The organism is Pantoea phyllosphaerae (assembly GCF_051025595.1).
Taxonomy (GTDB): Bacteria; Pseudomonadota; Gammaproteobacteria; order Enterobacterales; family Enterobacteriaceae; genus Pantoea.
The window spans coordinates 43,507-64,761 of sequence record NZ_JBPFDE010000016.1 but is presented as its reverse complement, the minus strand read 5'-3'; the positions used below and the strand labels follow the sequence as shown (position 1 = coordinate 64,761).

Sequence of the window (21,255 nt, the reverse complement as noted above, 5' to 3'; positions counted from 1 at the left end):
ATGCGCGCGTGGTCGGAAGCAGAATTCGGACTCGGGATGAAAGGCAAAAACATGCAGTTTGTTTATCCTGTCCCTGATTTTAGCTGAGAGCGTTAAACGTGAATTTACTCACTATGAGTACTGAGCTGGGCCTTACTTTTCTATTTTCTTTAGTCTTTATCTTTTTTGCGCGCAAAGCGGCTAAAAAAATAGGTCTGGTTGACACGCCTAATTCCCGTAAACGTCATCACGGTGCCATTCCACTGGTCGGCGGCATTTCCGTTTACGCCGGCATCTGCTTTATGTTTCTCATTACTCACTTCTATCTGCCGCACGCCACGCTTTATCTTATTTGCGCTGGCCTGCTGGTGCTGGTCGGCGCACTCGACGATCGTTTCGATATCAGCGTAAAAATCCGCGCCGTAGTGCAGGCCGCAGTAGCGGTGGCGATGATGGTAGGGGCCAAGCTCTATCTGCTCAGCCTCGGCTTTATTATTGGTCCGGTAGAGCTGGTTGTGGGGCCGTTTGGCTACGTGCTGACGCTGTTCGCCGTCTGGGCGGCAATTAACGCCTTTAATATGGTGGACGGCATCGACGGCCTGCTGGGTGGCCTTTCATCGGTCACCTTTGCCGCAATGGGCATTATTCTCTGCTTCGATGGCCAGTACAGTCTGGCCGTCTGGTGCTTCGCCATGATTGCCGCCACCCTGCCTTATATCTTGTTGAATCTTGGTTTTCTCGGCCGCCGCTATAAAGTTTTTATGGGTGATGCCGGCAGCACCATGATTGGCTTCACTATTATCTGGATCCTGCTGGAAACCACGCAGGGATTGAGTCATCCCATTACGCCCGTGACCGCGCTCTGGCTTATCGCCATTCCGCTGATGGATATGGTGGCGATTATGTATCGTCGCCTGCGCAAAGGCATGAGTCCTTTTTCCGCCGACCGGCAGCATATTCACCATTTGATCATGCGCGCCGGCTTCACCTCGCGCCAGGCATTTGTCTTGATCACCGTGGCGGCCGCGATTCTCGCCGGCATCGGCGTGCTTGGCGAGTACCTCGCCTTTATCCCCGAGTGGGTGATGCTGGTGCTGTTTATGATGGCGTTTATGTTTTACGGCTACTGCCTGAAACACGCCTGGCGCGTGGCGCGCCTGATCCGTCGTATAAAGCGTCGTCTGAACGCTCACCGCGACGCTAAGAAAAAATTACCCTGATAAGGATTGCCTTGTGATGACCTCTGAGGTTGCAGATAACGAACTGGATATTCGCGGCTTGGGCTGCGCGTTATGGCGCGGCAAGCGCTGGATTATCGGGCTGGCGCTGCTTTTCGCGCTGGTCGCCTGGCTGGCTTCACTGCTGATGAAGCAGGCGTGGAGCACCACGGCGATCACCGATCGTCCTACGGTGAATATGCTCGGCGATTACTACGCGCAGGAGCAGTTTCTGAATAACCTCGACGTGCGCAACAATACGCTCAGTCTGGCGGCGCCTTCGCCGACCATCATGGATGAGGTCTATCAGGAATTTATTATGCAGCTGGGCGCCTGGGATACGCGCCGCGACTTCTGGCAGCAGACGGAATATTACAAGAGCCGCCGCTCAGGCAACGCCCATAACGACGCCGCGCTGCTTGACGATATGGTCGCCAATATCCAGTTTCTGCCCGCCGACGCGGCGCGCAATACGCGCGACAGCGTTAAGCTTATCGCGGAAACCGCAGGGGACGCCAACAACCTGCTGCGTCAGTATATCGCCTTCGCCAGCGAGCGCGCGGCGCGCCACCTTAACGGCGAGCTGAAGGGGGCCTGGCAGGCGCGCAGCGAGCAGCTGCAGGCGCAGGTAAAGCGTCAGGAAGATGTAGCGAACGCCGTTTTCCAGCGCCAGCAGCATCGCCTGCAGCAGGCGTTAAAGGTCGCCAGCCAGCAGGGCATTCATGAAAACCGCTCGCGCGACGCGCGCGAACCCATCGCCGACAGCGACCTCTTCCTGCTGGGCGAGCCGCAGCTGCAGGCGCAGCTGGAAACCCTGCAGGCGACCGGACCGAGTTACGATATCAGCTATGATCAAAACAGGGCGATGCTCACCACGCTGAGCGCCGGCCCGACGTTGAACCGCACCTTCCAGACCTATCGCTATCTGCGTACCCCGGAAGAGCCGGTTTCGCGCGACAGCCCGCGTCGCCTCTTTATGATGATTATGTGGGGCGCGTTGGGCGCATTGACGGGCGCAGGCGTGGCGCTGGCGCGTCGTTCCACCGTCAGAGCTGCGAGAGAAACCGCGTGAAAGTGCTAACAGTATTCGGGACTCGCCCAGAGGCGATAAAAATGGCGCCGCTGGTGCAGGCGCTGGCGCACGACCCTGCGTTTGACGCTCGCCTGTGCGTTACCGCGCAGCACCGCGAAATGCTCGACCAGGTGCTGCGCCTCTTTGCGCTGCAGCCAGATTATGACCTGAACGTAATGCGTCCTGAGCAGGGATTAACGGAGATTACCTGCCGCATTTTGCAGGGCATGAAAACCGTGCTGCTCGACTTCAAACCCGACGTGGTGCTGGTGCATGGCGACACGACCACTACGCTCGCCGCCAGCCTGGCGGCATTTTATCAGCAGATCCCGGTCGGACACGTCGAGGCGGGACTGCGCACCGGCGATTTGACGTCGCCATGGCCGGAAGAGGGCAACCGCAAGCTGACCGGCCATCTTGCCCGGTTGCACTTTACCCCGACCGAACGCTCGCGCCAGAATCTGCTGGCGGAGAATTTGCCCGACGCGCGCATCTTTGTCACTGGCAATACGGTGATCGACGCGCTGCTCTGGGTGCGCGATCGCGTTATCGCCGATCCTGGCCTTAACGCGCAGCTCGCCGGCTGTTATCCCTTTCTCGACAGCGAGAAGAAGCTGGTACTGGTCACCGGCCATCGTCGCGAAAGCTTCGGCGAAGGCTTTGAGCGTATCTGCAGCGCGCTGGCGCGTATTGCCCGTCAGCACCCCGACGCGCAAATCGTCTATCCGGTGCACCTTAACCCCAACGTCAGCGAGCCGGTTAACCGCATCCTCAGCGGCATCGACAATATCGTGCTGATCGAGCCGCAGGAGTATCTGCCTTTCGTCTGGCTGATGAACCGGGCCTGGCTTATCCTCACCGACTCCGGCGGCATTCAGGAAGAAGCGCCTTCGCTGGGCAAACCGGTGCTGGTGATGCGCGATGCGACGGAACGGCCTGAAGCGGTCGACGCTGGCACCGTGAAGCTGGTTGGCACCGACGTAGAGAAAATCGTGGCCGAAGTCGGCCTGCTGTTGACCGACGAATCGGCCTGGCAAACCATGAGCCGCGCGCACAACCCTTATGGCGACGGCAACGCCTGTCAGCGCATTCTGCAAGCCTTAAAAGATATCCGAGTTGACCTATGAGTTTTGACACCATTTCCGTGATTGGACTGGGCTACATTGGGCTGCCGACCGCAGCCGTTTTCGCATCGCAAAAGAAAAAGGTCGTGGGGGTCGATATCAACGCCCACGCGGTAGAGACCATCAATCGCGGGGCGATCCATATCGTCGAGCCTGCGCTGGACAAAGTGGTCCACGACGCCGTGACCCAGGGCTTTCTGCGCGCCACCACGCAGCCCGAAGCGGCCGACGCCTTCCTGATCGCCGTGCCAACGCCCTTTATGGCGGATCATCAGCCCGATTTGCGCTTTGTAAAGGCGGCGGCGGAATCGATCGCGCCGGTATTGAAAAAGGGCGACCTGGTGATCCTGGAATCCACCTCGCCGGTCGGCACCACGGAGCAGATGGCGGAGTGGCTGGCGGTGACGCGCCCGGATCTGCGTTTCCCGCAGCACGGCGGCACGCCCGATATCTTTATTGCCTACTGTCCGGAGCGGGTATTGCCGGGCAAAATCATGCAGGAGCTGATTCACAACGACCGCGTGATTGGCGGCATGACGCCCGCCTGCTCGGCGCAGGCCAGCGCGCTCTACCGGATTTTTCTGCAGGGCGAATGCGTGGAGACCAACGCGCGCACGGCAGAGCTCTGCAAGCTGACGGAAAACAGCTTCCGCGACGTTAATATCGCTTTCGCCAATGAGCTGTCGCTGATTTGCGCCGATCAGGGGATTAACGTCTGGGAACTGATTGCGCTGGCGAACCGCCATCCGCGCGTCAATATTTTACAGCCGGGGCCTGGCGTCGGCGGGCACTGCATTGCGGTCGATCCCTGGTTTATCGTGGCGCAAAATCCGTCGCTGGCGCGGCTGATCCGCACCGCGCGCGAAGTAAACGACAGCAAGCCGCACTGGGTGCTGAACCAGGTCAAGGCGGCGCTGGCGGACTGTCTGACCCAGAGCGGCAGGCGCGCCGATGAGCTTGTCATCGCCTGCTTCGGGCTGGCGTTTAAGCCCAACATTGACGATCTGCGCGAAAGCCCGGCGATGCAGGTGGCGCAGATGATCGCCGAATGGCATCGCGGCCAGAGCTGGGTGGTAGAGCCGCATATCGCTGCGCTGCCCGCCGCGCTCGCCGACAAGGCTACGCTGGTTTCACGCGAGCAGGCGCTGGCAGAGGCCGACGTGCTGGTGATGCTGGTGGATCACGATCACTTCCGCGCCGTTGAGGCGTCGCAGGTCACGCAAAGCTGGATTGTGGATACGCGGGGAGTCTGGCGGTGAAACAGTTCTTAATCACCGGCGGCGCAGGTTTTATCGGCTCGGCGCTGGTACGTTTTCTTATCGAAGAGACGGATCACCGCATCGTTGTGGTCGACAAGCTCAGCTATGCAGGCAATCTCGCCTCGCTGGCGAGCGTGATGCAGGATGCGCGCTTCGCCTTCGAACAGGTGGATATTTGCGATCGCCCGGCGCTGGACGCCGTTTTTGCGCGCTATCAGCCCGACTGCGTTATGCACCTGGCGGCCGAAAGCCACGTTGACCGCTCTATCGACGGCCCGATAGCCTTCGTCGAAACCAATATTGTCGGCACCTATCAACTGCTGGAGGCGGCGCGCAGCTACTGGAGCAAACTTGAAGCAGCGCGGCGCGAAGCGTTTATCTTCCACCATATCTCCACCGACGAAGTGTTTGGCGATCTGCAGGATCCGCAGGCGTTTTTTACCGAAACCACGCCCTATGCGCCGAGCAGCCCTTATTCAGCGACCAAGGCCAGCAGCGATCATCTGGTGCGCGCCTGGCTGCGTACCTACGGCCTGCCTGTTATCGTCACCAATTGCTCGAACAATTATGGCCCCTGCCATTTCCCGGAAAAGCTTATCCCGCTCACCATCATCAATGCGCTGGCGGGCAAGCCGCTGCCGGTTTACGGCAATGGCGAGCAGATCCGCGACTGGCTCTATGTCGAGGATCATGCGCGCGCGCTCTATCGCGTGGTGAGCAGCGGTAAGGTCGGCGAAACCTACAATATCGGCGGGCATAATGAGCAGCGCAATATTGAGGTGGTCAACACCATCTGCGATTTGCTGGAGCAAATGGCGCCGGAGCGTAAGGCCGCTGGCCTGGCGCACTACCGCGATTTGATTACGTTTGTGGCGGATCGTCCCGGCCACGATCAGCGCTATGCTATCGACGCCAGCAAAATTGCGCGCGAGCTGGGCTGGACGCCACAGGAAACGTTCGACAGCGGCATGCGCAAAACCGTGCGCTGGTATCTGGAAAATCAGGCATGGTGGCAGGCTATTCTGGATGGCCGCTATCGCGGCGAGCGGCTAGGCCTGGCTGCGTCGCGTTCATGACGGCGTCAGAGGAGCGGAAGCGATGAAAGGTATTATTCTGGCAGGCGGCTCAGGCACGCGTCTTCATCCCATTACGCGGGCGATTTCTAAACAGCTGCTGCCCGTGTACGACAAGCCGATGATCTACTATCCGCTATCGGTGCTGATGCTGGCGGGCATTCGCGATATTCTGCTCATCACCACGCCCGAGGATCGCGATCATTTTGTGCGCCTGCTGGGCGACGGCAGCGAATTCGGCATCCATCTCAGCTATGCGGTGCAGCCAAGCCCGGACGGTCTGGCTCAGGCGTTTATTATCGGCGAACGCTTTATCGACGGCGATCGCTGCTGTCTGGTATTGGGTGATAATCTCTATTTCGGTCAGGGCTTTAGCCCGAAGCTAAAAAAAGTCGCCGCCCGCGATCAGGGCGCGACGGTATTTGGCTATCAGGTGATGGATCCTGAACGTTTTGGCGTCGTGGAGTTCGACGATGCCTTTAACGCGCTCTCTATCGAAGAGAAACCCAGCGCGCCAAAATCGCGCTGGGCAGTAACGGGCCTCTATTTCTACGATAATCAGGTGGTCGAATTTGCAAAGCAGGTGAAACCTTCCGCGCGCGGCGAGCTGGAAATTACCGCCATCAATCAGATGTATCTGGCGCGCGGCCAGCTCTCCGTCGAGCTGCTAGGCCGCGGGTTCGCCTGGCTCGACACCGGCACGCACGACAGCCTGATCGAGGCCAGCACCTTTGTGCAGACGGTGGAAAAACGACAGGGTTTCAAAGTCGCCTGTCTGGAGGAGATCGCCTGGCGCAACGGCTGGCTGAGCGACGAGCAGCTGCGCGCCGCTGGCGAGGCGCTGGCGAAAACCGGCTACGGCCAGTATCTGCTGGATCTACTCTATGCCCGTCCGCGTCAGTATTAATCCGCTGGCGTGGGAAAGCGCCTTTTTCGGCTGTGCGACGGCGCGGCTCGATCTGGACGGTGACCTGCCGCTGGCCGAGGCGCTGCGCCATCCGGCCGATCTATGGCAGGTTAAAGTGCCCGCCGACCGGCTTGAGGCGATAGACGCTCTCTGTCAGCAGGGGTTTCAGCTGGCGGAAGGCGAAGCCGATCTGGCCATCAACATTAAACGCACCGAACGGCAGAGCGGCATCCGCATCGCCCGCGAGTCGCAAATCAGCGCGCTGCGCGCCGCCGCTGCGCAGATCTTCGTGCAGAGCCGCTTCCGGGCACCCTGGTTCGAGGCGGACGCCAGCGCGCGTTTTTACGCCCAGTGGATTGAAAACGCGGTGCGCGGCACCTTTGATCATCAGTGTCTGATCGCCAGCGATGAGGCGGGCGCGCTGCTCGGCTTTATCTCGCTGCGCGAGACGGAAGGCGAGGTGCGCGTTGGACTGCTGGGCGTACTGCCGCATGCGCAGGGCAATGGTGTCGGGCAGCGGCTGCTGCTGGCAGGCGCCGACTGGGGACGCGTCCGCCAGCTCGGCCGTCTGCGCGTCGCGACGCAGCTCAGCAACCTGTCGGCGATGCGACTCTATTTACGCAGCGGTGCCCGGCTGGAAAGCACCGCTTACTGGTTCTACAGGAAAGGTCATGATCCCATTTAACGCGCCGCCGGTTGTCGGCAGCGAACTTGAATATATGCAGTCGGCGATGGCCAGCGGCAAGCTGTGCGGCGACGGCGGCTTTACCCGACGCTGTCAGCAGTGGATGGAGCAGCGCTTCGGCAGCAAGAAAGTGCTGCTGACGCCGTCGTGCACCGCTTCGCTGGAGATGGCAGCGCTGCTGATTGATCTGCAGCCGGGTGATGAAGTGATTATGCCAAGCTATACCTTCGTCTCCACCGCCAACGCCTTCGTGCTGCGCGGCGCAACGATCGTCTTCGTGGATATTCGTCCGGATACGCTTAACATTGACGAAAGCAAAATCGAAGCGGCGATCACCGAGAAAACGCGCGCCATCGTGCCGGTACACTATGCGGGCGTGGCCTGCGAAATGGACGCCATTATGGCGCTGGCGGCGAAACATCAGCTCTGGGTCATTGAGGATGCGGCGCAGGGCGTGATGTCGCGCTACAAGGGGCGCGCGCTGGGCACTATCGGCCATGTCGGCTGCTTCAGCTTTCATGAAACCAAGAACTACACGGCGGGCGGTGAAGGCGGCGCGACCCTGATAAACGATGCGGCGCTGGTGGAGCGTGCCGAAATCATCCGCGAGAAGGGCACCAACCGCAGCCAGTTTTTCCGCGGCCAGGTGGATAAGTACACCTGGCGCGATATCGGCTCGAGCTATCTGATGGCGGATCTGCAGGCGGCCTATTTGTGGGCGCAGCTTGAAGCGGCCGACCGCATCAATCAGCAGCGTTTGCGCCTGTGGCAGCGCTATTACGACGCGCTGCAGCCGCTGGCGGCGCAAGGGCGTATTCAGCTGCCATCGCTGCCCACCGACTGCGAGCACAATGCGCATATGTTCTATATCAAACTGCGCGACAGCAGCGACCGTCAGGCGCTGATTAGCTGGATGAAAGAGGCGGAGATCCTGACGGTTTTCCACTATATCCCGCTGCACAGCTCGCCCGCCGGCCAACAGTTTGGCCGCTTTCACGGCGAAGAGCGTTTCACCACCGCCGAGAGTGAGCGTCTGCTGCGCCTGCCGCTGTTTTATAACCTGACGGACAATAACCAGAATACGGTTATCAGTTCCCTGCTGAGCTTCTTCGCCTGATGTCGCTGGCAAAAGCGTCGGTGTGGACGGCATCGTCCACGCTGGTGAAAATCGCTGCTGGCCTGCTGGTGGTGAAGCTGCTGGCGGTAAGTTTTGGCCCGGAAGGGGTAGGGCAGGCGGGCAACTTTCGCCAGCTGATCACCGTGCTCGGCGTGCTGGCGGGCGCAGGCATTTTTAATGGCGTTACCACCTACGTTGCGAAGTATCAGCATCAGCCGGAGCCGCTGCGCGCGCTGCTGGGCACCGCATCGGCGATGGTGCTGGGCTTTTCTACGCTGCTGGCGCTGGTTTTCCTGCTGGCGGCCGGGCCCATCAGCCAGGCGCTGTTTGGCCATACGCGCTTTGCGAATGTGGTGCGCATCGTCGCTTTCCTGCAGTTCGGCATCGCCTGGGCCAACCTGGCGCTGGCGCTGCTGAAAGGCTATCGCGACGCGCGCGGCAACGCGCTGGCGCTAATCGTCGGCAGCCTTATCGGCGTCGCGGCCTATGTGCTCTGCTGGTGGACAGGCGGCTATGCGGGCGCGCTGGCGGGCTTTGCGCTGGTGCCTGCGCTGGTGGCTGTTCCGGCCTTCATTTTGCTGAAGACGCGCGTGCCAGCGCCGCTCGGGTGGCTGAAGCCGCAGTGGCAGCCAGCACTGGCGCGCAGCCTGGCGAAATTCACCCTGATGGCGCTGATTACCTCGGTGACGCTGCCGGTCGCGTGGATAATGATGCGCAATCTGCTGGCGCAGCAGGACGGCTGGGCGCAGGTCGGCCTGTGGCAGGGCGTCACCAGCATCTCCGACGCCTGGCTGCAGTTTATCACCGCCACCTTCAGCGTCTGGCTGCTGCCGACGCTGGCGCGGCTGGAGCAGAAGCGCGATATCGCGCGTGAAATAGTGCGTGCGCTGCGCTTTGTCTTACCTGCCGTGGCGGCGATCGGCTTTTGCGTCTGGCTACTGCGCGACGTCGCGATCTGGCTGCTCTTTTCACCCGCGTTTCACGCCATGCGCGATCTCTTCGTCTGGCAACTGTGCGGCGACGTGTTCAAGGTCGGCGCTTATGTTTTCGGTTATCTGGTGATTGCTAAGGCGTCGCTGCGCTTCTATATTCTGGCCGAAATGAGCCAGTTCGCGCTGCTGACGCTCTTTTCACGCTGGCTTATTCCGCTGTCGGGCGTAACCGGCGCGGCGCAGGCCTATATGGCGACCTATCTCGTTTATTTCGCGCTCTGCTGCGGCGCTTTTATGATTTATTACCGAAGAAAATGACGTTAATCCACGTTCTGGGATCGGACATCCCCCATCACAATCAGACGGTGCTGCGCTTTTTCAACGAGGTGTTGAGCGTTGAGCTGCCTGCCGATCGGCCGCGCCGTTTTATGGTGGTGACGCAGCAGCCTGCCGCGCTCGCCGCTTTCCGCCATCTCGACATTGAAACCTTCGCGTCGAAAAAGGCGCTGGCGCAGGCGCTGACGGCGCGGGCGAAAACGCGCGAGCAGCGTTTTTTCTGCCACGGGCAGTTTAATCCTGGCATCTGGCTGGCGCTGCTGAGCGGTAAGATCCGCCCCAGCCAGATCTACTGGCACGTCTGGGGCGCCGATCTTTACGAAGCGTCGCGCAGCCTGAAGTTCCGTCTGTTCTATCTGCTGCGGCGCATCGCGCAGGGTCGCGTCGCCGGGGTGTTCGCCACCCGCGGCGATTTACACTACTATCAGCAGCGCCACCCGCGCGTACCGTCCCGGCTGCTCTATTTTCCGACGAAGATGCCTGCCGTCGCGCCGCAAAGCGCGCCGGATGCGCGCTTTACCGTGCTGCTGGGCAACTCCGGCGATGCCAGCAATCGCCATATCGACGGCCTCAAAGCGATTCGCGCGCAGTTTGGTGAAGAGACGCGCGTCGTGGTGCCGCTGGGCTATCCGCCTGACAATGACGCCTACATCAGCGAAGTGGCGAAAGCCGCCGCGACGCTGTTCCCCGATGGGCAGGTCGAGCTGTTGCGCAGCAATCTCGCCTTTGATGACTATTTAGCGCTGCTCGCCCGCTGCCATTTAGGCTATTTTATGTTCGAACGCCAGCAGGGCATCGGCACGCTCTGCCTGCTGATTCAGGCCAACGTGCCTTTCGTGCTGAACCGGCGCAATCCGTTCTGGCGCGATATCAGCGAGCAAGGGCTGCCGGTGCTGTTTAGCGGCGATGCGCTGGATCGCGCGAGCGTCGCGGAAGCGCGCCGACAGCTGGCGAGCTGCGATAAACAGGCCATTGCCTTTTTCGCCCCAGGCTATGTGGCGGGCTGGTGCGAGGCGCTGCGCCAATGTGAAAGGGAGTCTTTATGAACCTCATGCAGTTCAGCGGTCTGCTGGTGGTTTATCTGCTGTCGCTGGGTTTTATTTTGACCCTGACCTGGCGGGAGTTCAGGCGCGTGCGCTTTAATTTCCACCTCTTTTTTACGCTGCTGTTTTTACTGACGTTCTATTTCGGTTTTCCGCTAACCAGCGTGCTGGCGTTCCGCTTTGACGTTGAGGTGGTGCCCTCGGAGTATCTGCTGCAAGCGCTGCTGTCGGCGACGGCGTTCTACGCCGTTTATTACGTCAGCTATAAGGTACGTCTGCGTCCTGCGGCAGTGCCGCGCGCCCGACCGTGGCTGCAGATGAACCGCGTCGAAACGCACCTGACCTGCATGCTGCTGGCGCTGGTCGCGATCGGCACGGTGACGGTCTTTTTCCTGCACAACGGTTTTCTGCTGTTCCGTCTGACCGCCTATAACCAGATTTTCTCCAGCGAAGTCTCTGGCGTGGCGCTGAAGCGCTTTTTCTATTTCTTTATCCCGGCGATGCTGATCCTCTATTTTCTGCGGCCGACGCAGCGCAACTGGCTGCTGTTTCTGGTGGTCACGGTCGCATTCGGCCTGCTGACCTACGCGCTGGTGGGCGGCACGCGCGCCAATATTATTATCGCGTTCGCCCTCTTCCTGTTTATCGGCATTACGCGCGGCTGGATCAGTTTGTGGATGCTGGCGGCGGCGGGCGTGCTGGCGATAGGCGGCATGTTCTGGCTGGCGCTGCGGCGCTATAACCTCAACGTGTTCGGCGAAGAGGCGGTTTACACTTTTCTCTATCTGACGCGCGACACCTTTTCGCCGTGGGAGAATCTGGCCCTGCTGCTGGAGAATTACTCAAAGATTGAGTTTCAGGGGCTGGCGCCCATCTGGCGCGACTTTTATGTCTATATTCCCGGCTGGCTGTGGCCGGGCAGGCCGCCGATGGTGCTTAACAGCGCTAACTACTTTACCTGGGAAGTGCTGAATAACCATTCCGGCCTGGCGATTTCGCCTACGCTGCTGGGTTCGCTGGTGGTGATGGGCGGCATCGGGTTTATCCTGCCGGGCGCGGTGGCGGTCGGGTTGATTATCAAAGGTTTCGATACGCTCTATTTGCGCGGGCGCGACGCCGACAATCGCTATAGCGGCGCGATTATGCAAAGTTTCTGCTTTGGCGCGGTGTTTAATATGATTGTGCTGGCGCGCGAAGGGCTGGACGCGTTCGGCTCGCGCGTGGTTTTTTTCGCGTTGATTTTTCTGGCCTGCCTCGGCGTGGCGAAGATGCTTTACTGGCTGCTGGATCGCGCCGGGCTGATTCGACGTCGCGGCAGCCAGGCGGTACACAGCCTCACTTAACGCCTCTGGCATAACAGGAAGATAGAACTCAACCATGACAAGGTTACCGGAAGCGCCGCAGTATGAGATTCGCGGCGTGTCGCTGTATGGTTTCGACAGTATGTCCGCCTTTGTGGATTTTCTGCTGCCGGGCGAGACGGCGCGCAGCGGAACGCTAGTGGCGCTCAATGCCGAGAAGATGCTGACGGCGGAGCACGACGAGGCGCTGCGCGCGCTGTTGCAGGAGGCGGAATTCAAATATCCCGACGGCATTAGCATCGTGCGCTCCATTCGTAAAAAGTATCCCCAGGCCGAGGTGCAGCGTATTGCGGGCGCCGACTTATGGGAGGCGTTAATGGAGCGCGCCGGACGGCAGGGCACGCCGGTATTTTTAATCGGCGGACGTCAGACGGTGCTGGATGAAACCTGCGATAAGCTGCGTCGGCAGTGGAATGTGAATATCGTCGGCGCGCAGGACGGCTATTTCGCGCCTGCCGACCGCGATGCGCTTTTTACCCGCGTCGCCGCCAGCGGGGCGCGTATCGTGACCGTTGCGCTGGGCTCGCCGCGCCAGGAGCTGTTAATGCGCGACTGTCGCGCGCGCTGGCCGCACGCGCTCTATATGGGCGTAGGCGGCACCTACGACGTGTTTACCGGCCACGTGAAGCGCGCGCCGAAGATTTGGCAGCGTCTGGGGCTGGAATGGCTCTATCGTTTGATTCGACAGCCCAGCCGGCTGCGTCGCCAGCTAAAGTTGCTTAAATATTTGCGCTATCACTGGCGCGGCGATCTCTGATATTACTGATTACTGCGGCCTTTTTTCGCTGCATAAACAGCCATAGTGCTGCATTACTCGACGAAATGCACAAAGCGTAATCAAACGCGTTTTTTTATTAAAAAAGCACTGGACAGCATCACCCCAAGTCCGTAGTATGCCCATCCGCAACGGCGCTACGCGCCCGTAGCTCAGCTGGATAGAGCGCTGCCCTCCGGAGGCAGAGGTCTCAGGTTCGAATCCTGTCGGGCGCGCCATTTAGTTTGTGCGCAGGAGCTGCGGTGGTTACATTACCGCGTTAGTAAAGAGTTACATGGTGCAGGTCGGTGGCTTGCAACATAACGAATTGTGGTGGCTATAGCTCAGTTGGTAGAGCCCTGGATTGTGATTCCAGTTGTCGTGGGTTCGAGTCCCATTAGCCACCCCAGATTTTGCTGGGATACGCGAAGGTGGCGGAATTGGTAGACGCGCTAGCTTCAGGTGTTAGTGTCTTAACGGACGTGAGGGTTCAAGTCCCTCTCTTCGCACCAGGCAAAACAAAACAATAAAAATTATCGGCGAGTAGCGCAGCTTGGTAGCGCAACTGGTTTGGGACCAGTGGGTCGGAGGTTCGAATCCTCTCTCGCCGACCATTTTATAAACCTGCTTGAAAAAGCAGGTTTTTTTTCGTCTGCAGGAAATAAGCACCGTTATAAAAACCGGCGCTGTGGATTTGGGGGCTCACGCGAATGACATGGACGGATCGCAAAGTCGCTGTACGCATCCCTGCGCGCTCGGCCCGCGACGTCCTTGTCGCGGGACGCTTTGCTCTTCCATCCATGCCATCCGCGTTTTAACTGAAGAGCTGCCTGTTTAAATGACAGCGCTGGAGAGGCGTTCTTTAGTTTTGTCGCGGGACGCTTTGCGTTACCCACTTTTAAACATCATCGCTTTTGTGGAATAGACACAAAAGCGGATTGTCTCTATCTGGAGACTATTAATCCCTTGATTTTACGTGAATTATTACTGGGGAGCTTCCGTCGTCTCTAAAAAGAGACAGCAAGCGGGCCGGTTGTCGTCTAAGGCAGACAAGACCGGCGCGCCAGAGGATGGCGTAATAATCTATCCTTATGAAAATAAAGAATTTAATCTATTTTCTGCAGCCTGGCACGCTCTGTGCAATACTTAGCGCGTAGATGCTCATTCCACCTCTTATGTCTGCTGATGCTGCATAAACCTGGGAATGACGCAGAGCCACTTTTGGGTATCCGTTGTCTGCCTGCCTGTATCGCTCACGCCTTACAGGATTAACAGACACACCGTTGAGTCGGATACCTCAGGGTTGTCTTACCGACCTGATCTTATACCTGCCTCTGGCAGGTATTTTTTTGTCCTGAAAACAGGTAAAAAAAAGCCGGGCAAGCCCGGCGTAAACAAGTAACAACAACATTAAGCATTCGGGTTGTTTTTCAGCGTCAGCAGTAAGCCCTCACGGCGCATTTTCGCTGCCTCTTCCGGACGATGCATACGGTCGTAAGCATCCGCCAGCCACGCATAGTCGAATGCATCGGAACGCTGCGCCAGCGCCTGCTGGAACGCTTCGACGGCCTGCTGCCATTCGCCATGGCGCATCAGCAACTGCCCCAGCGTGCTGTGCAGCAGTGGCGTCGCGCCATGCTGCTTGATCTGCTGGCGCAGCGCTTTCTCCAGCGCTTCCGGGTTGCTGCTTTTGATGCGCGGCATCAGCAGCACCAGACGATCGTCATAGTGGCGTTTCAGCCCTTCCAGCACGATATCCTGCGCGGTCTGATGATCGTCGCACTCAATCAGGTGGTCTGCCATCGCGACCTGCAGCGCCGTTTGCTGACGCGTTTTACGGCTCAGGTTTGACCACCAGCGCTTCAGGCCGTCGCTGCCCTGATCGGCCATCGCCTGATTCATCAGGCCCAGCCACGCCTGCTGCTGCAGACGGGCGCGATGCTCTTCATCGCCTACCTGCGATTTTTCCATTGCTGGCAGAATATCAATCAGCGAACTCCAGGCGCCGGTGCGCACGTAAGCCTGCTCCGCCAGGCGCAGCACTTCCGGATGGCGCGGCGCAACCTCCAGCAAGCGGTCAATGCCGTGACGCGCGGCATGATCTTCATTGCGCGCCAGCAGAATGCGCGTGCGGGTGATCTCAACCGGAATCACGTCGTTGTCGGAGAGTTCGGCGGCGCGCTCCAGATGCTGGTTGGCGCGGATCTCATCGCCGCGCTGCTGCGCCGCTTCGGCGGCCAGCAGATAGTTGGCCACCGGCACGTCAGCGTGATCGGCATCTTTCGACAGCAGCTTCTCTACCTGGCGGTGATCGCCTTCAGCCAGCTTCATCAGCGCAGTCTGGGTGTGACGCTGCGCGCGACGGCGTTTACGGCCGGTAAACCAGCCGCGGGTACGGGCGCCGGTGCGAAACAGACGACGCAGCAGCCATTCGACGCCGAGAATAATCAGCAGGCTAACGATCAGAATGATCGCCAGACCGGTGACGCTGGTTTCGATATTCCAGTTATCGGTCTGAATCAGCACGTAGCCCTGATGGCCGGCAATCATCGGACCGACCACAATACCGGCGATCAGCAGGATAAACAGGATAAATACCTTAAGCATGCGCTTAGCCCCCTTGCTGGTCAGCGGCAACGGAAGGCTGCGCAATCAGGTTGCGCACGCGCGTCTGCATCAGCTTATCGATAAGCGGCTGGCTTTCCAGGCTGTCCGGCAGATTCATATTGATGCTCTGCTGGCTCAGTTCATCCAGCTGCGCCAGGAAGGCTTTGGTTGCAGGATCGTTGGTGTCATACCAGGCGCGCACCCAGCTGGACACGGTGTCGATAGACTGCTTATAAATTTCGTCCTGATGACGCGGCACCGCCTGCGCGGCGATCAGCAGACGCGAGCGGATGTTCTCGCGCAGGTAAACGTCCTGGTTGGGTGCCAGCAGCGGCTGCGCCGTATTGTCGCGGCGGCGGATGGTAATGAAGTCATCCATAAAGTTATGCCAGCTTTTCACCAGGTTCTGACGCCATTCGCGCAGCGAAGAGGTCAGCTCGCCACCGTCACTGTCCATCGGCGCGTCGTCGCTGTCGTTATCCGCCAGACGCAGGTTATCGACGCCGTTAGAGAGCTGGTTGAGCTTCAGAATAATGCCGTCGTAATCAATTTGATTGATGGACGAAAGGGTGCTGATATCCTGCGTGAGCGCGCGACGCACGCTGGTGACGCTGGGATCGTTCATATCCGCCAGGCTGGCGTCGGCGCTTTTCAGCAGCGCTGCCGCCGTGGTGACGTTCTGATCGCTCCAGAGCTTGCGGCCCGCCAGTTTCACCAGGTAGTCAGCCTGCGATACCAGCCAGGCATTTACGTCATTGCTGGAAATGGTCGCGACTTTTTCACGCAGGGCTTCCAGCTCTTTCGCCGTGGCGGCCTGCTGGGTACGCGCGTCATTCAGGGCGCTTTGCGCGCTGCTGAGCTGCTGAGTCAGCTGCTGTTTGTCGCTGCCCGCTTGCTGCTGCAAGGCGTTCAGCTTGTCGCTCAGGCTCTGATTCGCCTGCGCCTGAAGTTCAGCCTGATGTTTCCCGTTAAGGTATAAACCCGCGCCGGTCGCAAGGGCGATGACAATTGCCACCGCGCCCAGCACCATGCCGCCGCTCTTTTTGTCGCGCGGCGGTTGCGGATGAGAAGAGGGCGAAGTGTCTGCCGCTGGCGTAGTCTCTTCAACCGTGGCGGAGGTCGCTTTTTGTTCCGTCATCTGTGGCACATCCCATGATTAAGTTCAGCGTAACGCGCGCAGCAGCGCGTCGTTATCGGCACCATCAGCTACCTGAATATCCTGCCAGCCCAGTTCTCCGGCAAGCGTAGCCAAACGTTCACTGACGACAACCAGTCGACAGCGCAATAACCATTCCTCGCGATCGATCGCGGGGAACAGAGAAAACAGCTGTTGTAACATTTCACCGCTGCTGACCACCAGCGTTGTGATGCCGCGGTTGCGCCAGCGTCGACCTTCAACTGGGCCGTCGTAGCGCTTCTGGCAGCGCTGATAGCACTGACTAAATGAGACTTCCGCCCCGCGAGCGGTCAGCGTTTCCGCCAGCAGTTCCCGTCCCGGATTTCCACGTAAAATCAGCGCTTTCTTACCGGATACGCGCTGAAGCGCCGCCAGGCTTATCAGCGCTTCACTGGTCTCCTGCGCGTGCGGATAATCGACGTGGCGACCGCTGGCGGTATGAAACGCCAGCGCGGTGCTGCGACCAATTGCATAATAGTCTACGTCCGCAGGCCACGCTGTGTGATGACGGGCTAGCGCAGGCTGCGCGAAGTGGATCACCTGCTGAGAAAGCAGAAAAACCAGGTCGCCCGCGCGTAGTGTGGCAAGCTGCTGCGGCAGACGATCGAGGTCGCTGCCCGGCGCAAACTCAATCAGCGGCAGGCTCCAGGCCTGACGGCCAAGGCCGCGCAGGCGAGTCACCAGCGCGCTGGCGGCAGGTTCCGGGCGAGTGACCAGGATAGTCATACCGGCGGCTGCCCCTGGTAGACCTCACGCAGAATGTCGCGCGCGCCCTTGCCGAGTAGCTCTTCGGCGAGAGAAATGCCCATCGCTTCCGCCTCGGCGCGCGGGCCGCGACGTTCGCCGCGCACCATCACGCTGCCGTCCGGCGCGCCGACCAGGCCACGCAGCCACAGTTGGTCGCCTTCCAGCAGCGCGAAGCTGCCGATTGGCACCTGGCAGCCGCCTTCCAGCCGGGTGTTCATCGCGCGCTCGGCTTTAACGCAGATGGCGGTATCGTCGTGATTAAGCGCCTGGAGAAGATGAATCAGTTCGCTGTCGTCGAGGCGGCATTCGATGCCAACCGCACCCTGGCCGACGGCGGGCAGCGAGATTTCCGCCGGCAGCGGCTGACGAATGCGCGACTCCAGCTCCAGACGCTTCAGCCCGGCGGTCGCCAGAATAATAGCGTCATACTCGCCGGCATCGAGTTTCGACAGACGCGTGCCGACGTTGCCGCGCAGCGAGCGGATCACCAGATCCGGACGGCGTTCGCTAATCTGGCTCTGACGGCGCAGGCTGGAGGTGCCAACTACCGCGCCCTGCGGCAGCGCGTCAAGCGAGTCGTAGTGGTTTGAGACAAAGGCGTCGCGCGGATCTTCGCGCTCGCAAATCGTGACCAGCCCTAATCCTTCGGGGAAGGCGACCGGTACATCTTTCATTGAATGGACCGCGAGATCGGCGCGATCTTCCAGCATCGCCAGCTCAAGCTCTTTGACAAAGAGTCCTTTACCGCCGACTTTCGCCAGCGGCGTGTCGAGGATGACGTCGCCTTTGGTAACCATAGGCACCAGCTCTACACGCAGGCCCGGATGCGCGGCCATCAGGCGTTGCTGGACATAATGTGCCTGCCAGAGTGCGAGAGGACTTTGTCTTGTAGCAATTCTGAAAATTTTGTCTAACATGCTGTTAACCATTTTGATCGTTCACTGAATATCCTATCATTGTCGGCTGATGGCTGACAGTTTCAACGGATTATTTGACCGGGCTGGCGGTGAGACTGGTCGGTAAAAAGGAGACAGAGCGGGCACCGATGTCCGAAAGCGCAGGAAGCGAACAGGAACGTGCTAAACTGTTAAGTAGCGCAACTTTCTTTACGGTCAATCTGCCAGGTGTTAGATTGATCACGTTTCCAGCAATAATTCGTCCAACTTTTTTTGATTATAAAGCGGCGGATTGAGGAAACAGGTTGCTTAATCACTGGAACAATCAGGCGAAACGTCTTGTACCTCTACATTGAGACACTGAAACAGAGACTGGATGCCATTAATCAGCTGCGTGTCGATCGCGCGCTGGCTGCGATGGGACCTGCTTTCCAGCACGTATACAGTCTGCTGCCGACCTTATTACATTATCATCATCCGCTGATGCCGGGTTACTTCGACGGTAACGTTCCCCGCGGCATCAGTTTCTTCACGCCTGAAGAAAACCAGCTTCTGCTGATGCGTGAACTGGCGGGCAGCCGCGAGCTGACGCTGGACGTATCGCCCACTGGCGAAATGCCGATTACCGGCATCTACTCCATGGGCAGCACCTCATCGGTTGGGCAGAACAGCGTCTCCGACCTGGACATCTGGGTCTGCCATCAGTCCTGGCTGGATAACGAAGAGCGCCTCAATCTGCAGCGCAAATGCACGCTGTTGCAGAAGTGGTGCGTATCGATGGGCGTAGAGGTCAGCTTCTTCCTGATTGATGAAAACCGCTTCCGCCATAACGAAAGCGGCAGTCTCGGCGGAGAAGACTGCGGCTCGACGCAGCATATTTTGCTGCTGGACGAATTCTACCGTACCGCCGTGCGCATGGCGGGCAAACGCATCCTGTGGAATATGGTGCCGTGCGAGGAAGAACATCACTACGACGACTATGTGATGTCGCTCTACGCGCAGGGCGTACTGACGCCTAACGAGTGGCTCGATCTCGGCGGACTAGGCACGCTGTCGGCGGAAGAGTATTTCGGCGCCAGCCTGTGGCAGCTCTATAAAAGTATCGACTCGCCCTATAAAGCGGTGCTGAAAACCCTGCTGCTGGAAGCCTACAGCTGGGAGTATCCCAATACCCAACTGCTGGCGATGGATATCAAACAGCGCCTGCACGATGGCGAAATCGTCAGCTTTGGCCTCGATCCCTACTGCATGATGCTGGAGCGCGTGACGCACTACCTGATCAGCGTGGACGATCGGGCGCGCCTCGACCTGGTGCGCCGCTGCTTCTACCTGAAAGTGTGCGAAAAGCTGAGCGCAGACGAAACCAGCAGCCGCTCGGGCTGGCGACGCGAAATCCTGTCGCAGCTGGTGAAAGAGTGGGGCTGGGACGAGGAAAAACTGGCGATTCTTGACAACCGCAGCGGCTGGAAAATCGAGCGCGTACGCGAGGCGCATAACGAACTGCTGGATGCGATGATGCAGAGCTATCGCAACCTGATCCGCTTTGCCCGCCGCAACAATTTAAGCGTCAGCGCGAGTCCGCAGGATATCGGCGTGCTGACGCGTAAACTGTACGCTGCGTTTGAAGCGCTGCCGGGCAAGGTCACGCTGGTCAACCCGCAGATTTCGCCCGACCTTTCGGAAGAGAATCTGACCTTTATTCATGTGCCGGCGGGACGCGCCAACCGTTCAGGCTGGTATCTCTATAACCAGGCGCCGGATATGAGCTCGATCATCAGCCATCAGCCGCTGGAATATAACCGCTATCTGAATAAGCTGGTGGCCTGGGCCTGGTTCAACGGCCTGTTGACCAGCAGAACGCGCCTGCATATCAAAGGCAATGAGATCTGCGATCTGGCGCGCCTGCAGGAGCTGGTAAACGACGTTTCGTCGCACTTTCCGCTGCGTCTGCCTGCGCCGACGCCGAAAGCGCTCTACAGCCCGTGCGAAATCCGTCATCTGGCAATTATCGTCAACCTCGAGCACGACCCGACCTCCGCTTTCCGCAATCAGGTGGTGCACTTCGATTTCCGCAAGCTTGACGTTTTTAGCTTCGGCCAGCAGCAGCAGTGCCTGATCGGCAGCATTGATCTGCTCTACCGCAACTCGTGGAACGAAGTGCGCACGCTGCACTTCAGCGGTGAGCAGGCGATGATCGAGGCGTTGAAAACCATTCTGGGCAAAATGCATCAGGACGCTTCGCCGCCGGACACGGTGGAAGTCTTCTGTTACAGCCAGCATCTGCGCGGACTGATCCGCACGCGCGTTCAGCAGCTGGTCTCCGAATGCATTGAGCTGCGCCTCTCCAGCACGCGTCAGGAGCCGGGCCGTTTTAAAGCGCTGCGCATGGCGGGCCAGACGTGGGGACTTTTCTTCGAGCGCATGAGCGTGTCGGTGCAGAAGCTGGAAAACGCGGTGGAGTTCTACGGCGCGATCTCCAACAACAAGCTGCATGGCCTGTCGATCAAAGTAGAATCGAACCAGACGCCGCTGCCGCCGGTAGTGAATGGCTACGCCAGCGAAGGGATCATTCAGTTCTTCTTCGAAGACACCACCGACGAGCAGGGTTTCAACATCTATATCCTGGATGAAACTAACCGCGTCGAGGTCTATCACCACTGCGAAGGCAGCAAAGAGGAGCTGGTGCGCGACGTCAGCCGCTTTTACTCCTCTTCACACGATCGCTTTACCTACGGCTCCAGCTTTATCAACTTCAACCTGCCGCAGTTCTACCAGATCGTCAATACCGGCGACCGCTTCCAGGTGATCCCGTTCCGCAGCCAGACGCTGGCCCAGCTTTGCGCCACGCAGCCGGATAACGACAACGGCGACTACCAGCCGCGCTACCAGGCGCACTGACGCCGCGCTCCCCGCGCGGCCCTTTCCTTAGAACGCCGCCGCGCGCACGCGAATTGCGGGGATTTCCTGTT

General features: G+C 59.2%; 17 protein-coding genes and 4 tRNA genes. 17 read left to right on the top strand and 4 right to left on the bottom strand.

Features of this window, described 5'->3' with window-relative positions; genetic code table 11:
* The first annotated feature begins 113 nt into the window (after positions 1–113).
* From wecA to ACR6A7_RS18170, 16 genes are all read left to right on the top strand, one after another.
* Positions 114–1,199 (top strand): UDP-N-acetylglucosamine--undecaprenyl-phosphate N-acetylglucosaminephosphotransferase, encoded by a 1,086-nt coding sequence (wecA, locus tag ACR6A7_RS18245; RefSeq protein WP_434126607.1) that lies wholly within the window; start codon positions 114–116, stop codon positions 1,197–1,199.
* 16 nt (positions 1,200–1,215) lie between these two features.
* Positions 1,216–2,268: an ECA polysaccharide chain length modulation protein gene (gene wzzE, locus ACR6A7_RS18240; protein WP_434126645.1), complete on the top strand. Its 1,053-nt coding sequence runs from the start codon at positions 1,216–1,218 to the stop codon at positions 2,266–2,268.
* The gene (gene wecB, locus ACR6A7_RS18235) at positions 2,265–3,395 is read left to right on the top strand and encodes a non-hydrolyzing UDP-N-acetylglucosamine 2-epimerase (protein WP_434126605.1); all 1,131 of its coding nucleotides are present in this window, start codon (positions 2,265–2,267) and stop codon (positions 3,393–3,395) included. Before wzzE ends, wecB begins: the two co-directional genes overlap by 4 nt.
* Entirely contained in the window at positions 3,392–4,651 is a 1,260-nt protein-coding gene (gene wecC / locus ACR6A7_RS18230; RefSeq protein WP_434126603.1) for a UDP-N-acetyl-D-mannosamine dehydrogenase, read from the top strand. The genes wecB and wecC overlap by 4 nt, the downstream gene beginning before the upstream one ends.
* Positions 4,648–5,727 (top strand): dTDP-glucose 4,6-dehydratase, encoded by a 1,080-nt coding sequence (rfbB, locus tag ACR6A7_RS18225; RefSeq protein ID WP_434126601.1) that lies wholly within the window; start codon positions 4,648–4,650, stop codon positions 5,725–5,727. Before wecC ends, rfbB begins: the two co-directional genes overlap by 4 nt.
* A 22-nt stretch (positions 5,728–5,749) precedes the next feature.
* On the top strand, positions 5,750–6,631 hold the full coding sequence (gene rfbA / locus ACR6A7_RS18220) for a glucose-1-phosphate thymidylyltransferase RfbA (RefSeq protein ID WP_434126599.1): 882 nt from the start codon (positions 5,750–5,752) through the stop codon (positions 6,629–6,631).
* Positions 6,609–7,316, top strand: a complete 708-nt coding sequence (gene rffC / locus ACR6A7_RS18215; RefSeq protein WP_434126598.1) for a dTDP-4-amino-4,6-dideoxy-D-galactose acyltransferase — start codon at positions 6,609–6,611, stop codon at positions 7,314–7,316. The genes rfbA and rffC overlap by 23 nt, the downstream gene beginning before the upstream one ends.
* The gene (rffA, locus tag ACR6A7_RS18210; protein ID WP_434126596.1) at positions 7,303–8,433 is read left to right on the top strand and encodes a dTDP-4-amino-4,6-dideoxygalactose transaminase; all 1,131 of its coding nucleotides are present in this window, start codon (positions 7,303–7,305) and stop codon (positions 8,431–8,433) included. The genes rffC and rffA overlap by 14 nt, the downstream gene beginning before the upstream one ends.
* Complete coding sequence (gene wzxE, locus ACR6A7_RS18205) at positions 8,433–9,683, top strand: lipid III flippase WzxE (RefSeq protein ID WP_434126594.1); 1,251 nt, start codon at positions 8,433–8,435, stop codon at positions 9,681–9,683. The genes rffA and wzxE overlap by 1 nt, the downstream gene beginning before the upstream one ends.
* The gene (wecF, locus tag ACR6A7_RS18200; protein WP_434126593.1) at positions 9,680–10,747 is read left to right on the top strand and encodes a TDP-N-acetylfucosamine:lipid II N-acetylfucosaminyltransferase; all 1,068 of its coding nucleotides are present in this window, start codon (positions 9,680–9,682) and stop codon (positions 10,745–10,747) included. The genes wzxE and wecF overlap by 4 nt, the downstream gene beginning before the upstream one ends.
* Positions 10,744–12,087, top strand: a complete 1,344-nt coding sequence (wzyE, locus tag ACR6A7_RS18195; protein ID WP_434126591.1) for an ECA oligosaccharide polymerase — start codon at positions 10,744–10,746, stop codon at positions 12,085–12,087. Before wecF ends, wzyE begins: the two co-directional genes overlap by 4 nt.
* A gap of 34 nt (positions 12,088–12,121) precedes the next feature.
* Complete coding sequence (wecG, locus tag ACR6A7_RS18190; protein WP_434126589.1) at positions 12,122–12,862, top strand: lipopolysaccharide N-acetylmannosaminouronosyltransferase; 741 nt, start codon at positions 12,122–12,124, stop codon at positions 12,860–12,862.
* Between the two features lie 159 nt (positions 12,863–13,021).
* Positions 13,022–13,098, top strand: a tRNA-Arg gene (locus ACR6A7_RS18185).
* A gap of 94 nt (positions 13,099–13,192) precedes the next feature.
* Positions 13,193–13,268 (top strand) — tRNA-His (locus ACR6A7_RS18180).
* Between the two features lie 16 nt (positions 13,269–13,284).
* Positions 13,285–13,371: transfer RNA gene (locus ACR6A7_RS18175), tRNA-Leu, on the top strand.
* Positions 13,372–13,396: 25 nt separating this feature from the next.
* Positions 13,397–13,473: transfer RNA gene (locus tag ACR6A7_RS18170), tRNA-Pro, on the top strand.
* Positions 13,474–14,269: 796 nt separating this feature from the next.
* Here the strand turns inward: ACR6A7_RS18170 and hemY are convergent.
* Genes hemY through hemC form a run of 4 tightly spaced genes read right to left on the bottom strand, consistent with a single transcriptional unit; the run spans position 14,270 to position 18,307 of the window.
* Positions 14,270–15,466, bottom strand: a complete 1,197-nt coding sequence (gene hemY / locus ACR6A7_RS18165) for a protoheme IX biogenesis protein HemY (protein WP_434126587.1) — start codon at positions 15,464–15,466, stop codon at positions 14,270–14,272.
* 4 nt (positions 15,467–15,470) lie between these two features.
* Positions 15,471–16,604 (bottom strand): uroporphyrinogen-III C-methyltransferase, encoded by a 1,134-nt coding sequence (gene hemX, locus ACR6A7_RS18160; protein ID WP_434126585.1) that lies wholly within the window; start codon positions 16,602–16,604, stop codon positions 15,471–15,473.
* Positions 16,605–16,628: 24 nt separating this feature from the next.
* The gene (gene hemD, locus ACR6A7_RS18155; RefSeq protein ID WP_434126584.1) at positions 16,629–17,369 is read right to left on the bottom strand and encodes a uroporphyrinogen-III synthase; all 741 of its coding nucleotides are present in this window, start codon (positions 17,367–17,369) and stop codon (positions 16,629–16,631) included.
* A complete protein-coding gene (hemC, locus tag ACR6A7_RS18150; RefSeq protein ID WP_434126582.1) occupies positions 17,366–18,307 on the bottom strand; it encodes a hydroxymethylbilane synthase in 942 nt (313 codons plus the stop codon). Before hemC ends, hemD begins: the two co-directional genes overlap by 4 nt.
* 318 nt (positions 18,308–18,625) lie before the next feature.
* Here hemC and ACR6A7_RS18145 point away from each other — a divergent pair, with 318 nt between their 5' ends.
* The gene (locus ACR6A7_RS18145; protein ID WP_434126580.1) at positions 18,626–21,184 is read left to right on the top strand and encodes a class I adenylate cyclase; all 2,559 of its coding nucleotides are present in this window, start codon (positions 18,626–18,628) and stop codon (positions 21,182–21,184) included.
* Positions 21,185–21,255: the final 71 nt, after the last annotated feature.

Excerpts from the sequence above, each read along its gene's own strand:
- rffC (WP_434126598.1), top strand. The coding sequence starts at position 6,609 with ATGCCCGTCCGCGTCAGTATTAATCCGCTGGCGTGGGAAAGCGCCTTT.
- wzzE (WP_434126645.1), top strand. The coding sequence starts at position 1,216 with ATGACCTCTGAGGTTGCAGATAACGAACTGGATATTCGCGGCTTGGGC.
- wecF (WP_434126593.1), top strand. The coding sequence starts at position 9,680 with ATGACGTTAATCCACGTTCTGGGATCGGACATCCCCCATCACAATCAG.
- hemD (WP_434126584.1), bottom strand. The coding sequence starts at position 17,369 with ATGACTATCCTGGTCACTCGCCCGGAACCTGCCGCCAGCGCGCTGGTG.
- wzyE (WP_434126591.1), top strand. The coding sequence starts at position 10,744 with ATGAACCTCATGCAGTTCAGCGGTCTGCTGGTGGTTTATCTGCTGTCG.
- wecC (WP_434126603.1), top strand. The coding sequence starts at position 3,392 with ATGAGTTTTGACACCATTTCCGTGATTGGACTGGGCTACATTGGGCTG.
- rfbA (WP_434126599.1), top strand. The coding sequence starts at position 5,750 with ATGAAAGGTATTATTCTGGCAGGCGGCTCAGGCACGCGTCTTCATCCC.
- wecG (WP_434126589.1), top strand. The coding sequence starts at position 12,122 with ATGACAAGGTTACCGGAAGCGCCGCAGTATGAGATTCGCGGCGTGTCG.
- wecA (WP_434126607.1), top strand. The coding sequence starts at position 114 with ATGAGTACTGAGCTGGGCCTTACTTTTCTATTTTCTTTAGTCTTTATC.
- wzxE (WP_434126594.1), top strand. The coding sequence starts at position 8,433 with ATGTCGCTGGCAAAAGCGTCGGTGTGGACGGCATCGTCCACGCTGGTG.
- hemX (WP_434126585.1), bottom strand. The coding sequence starts at position 16,604 with ATGACGGAACAAAAAGCGACCTCCGCCACGGTTGAAGAGACTACGCCA.
- hemY (WP_434126587.1), bottom strand. The coding sequence starts at position 15,466 with ATGCTTAAGGTATTTATCCTGTTTATCCTGCTGATCGCCGGTATTGTG.
- rffA (WP_434126596.1), top strand. The coding sequence starts at position 7,303 with ATGATCCCATTTAACGCGCCGCCGGTTGTCGGCAGCGAACTTGAATAT.
- hemC (WP_434126582.1), bottom strand. The coding sequence starts at position 18,307 with ATGTTAGACAAAATTTTCAGAATTGCTACAAGACAAAGTCCTCTCGCA.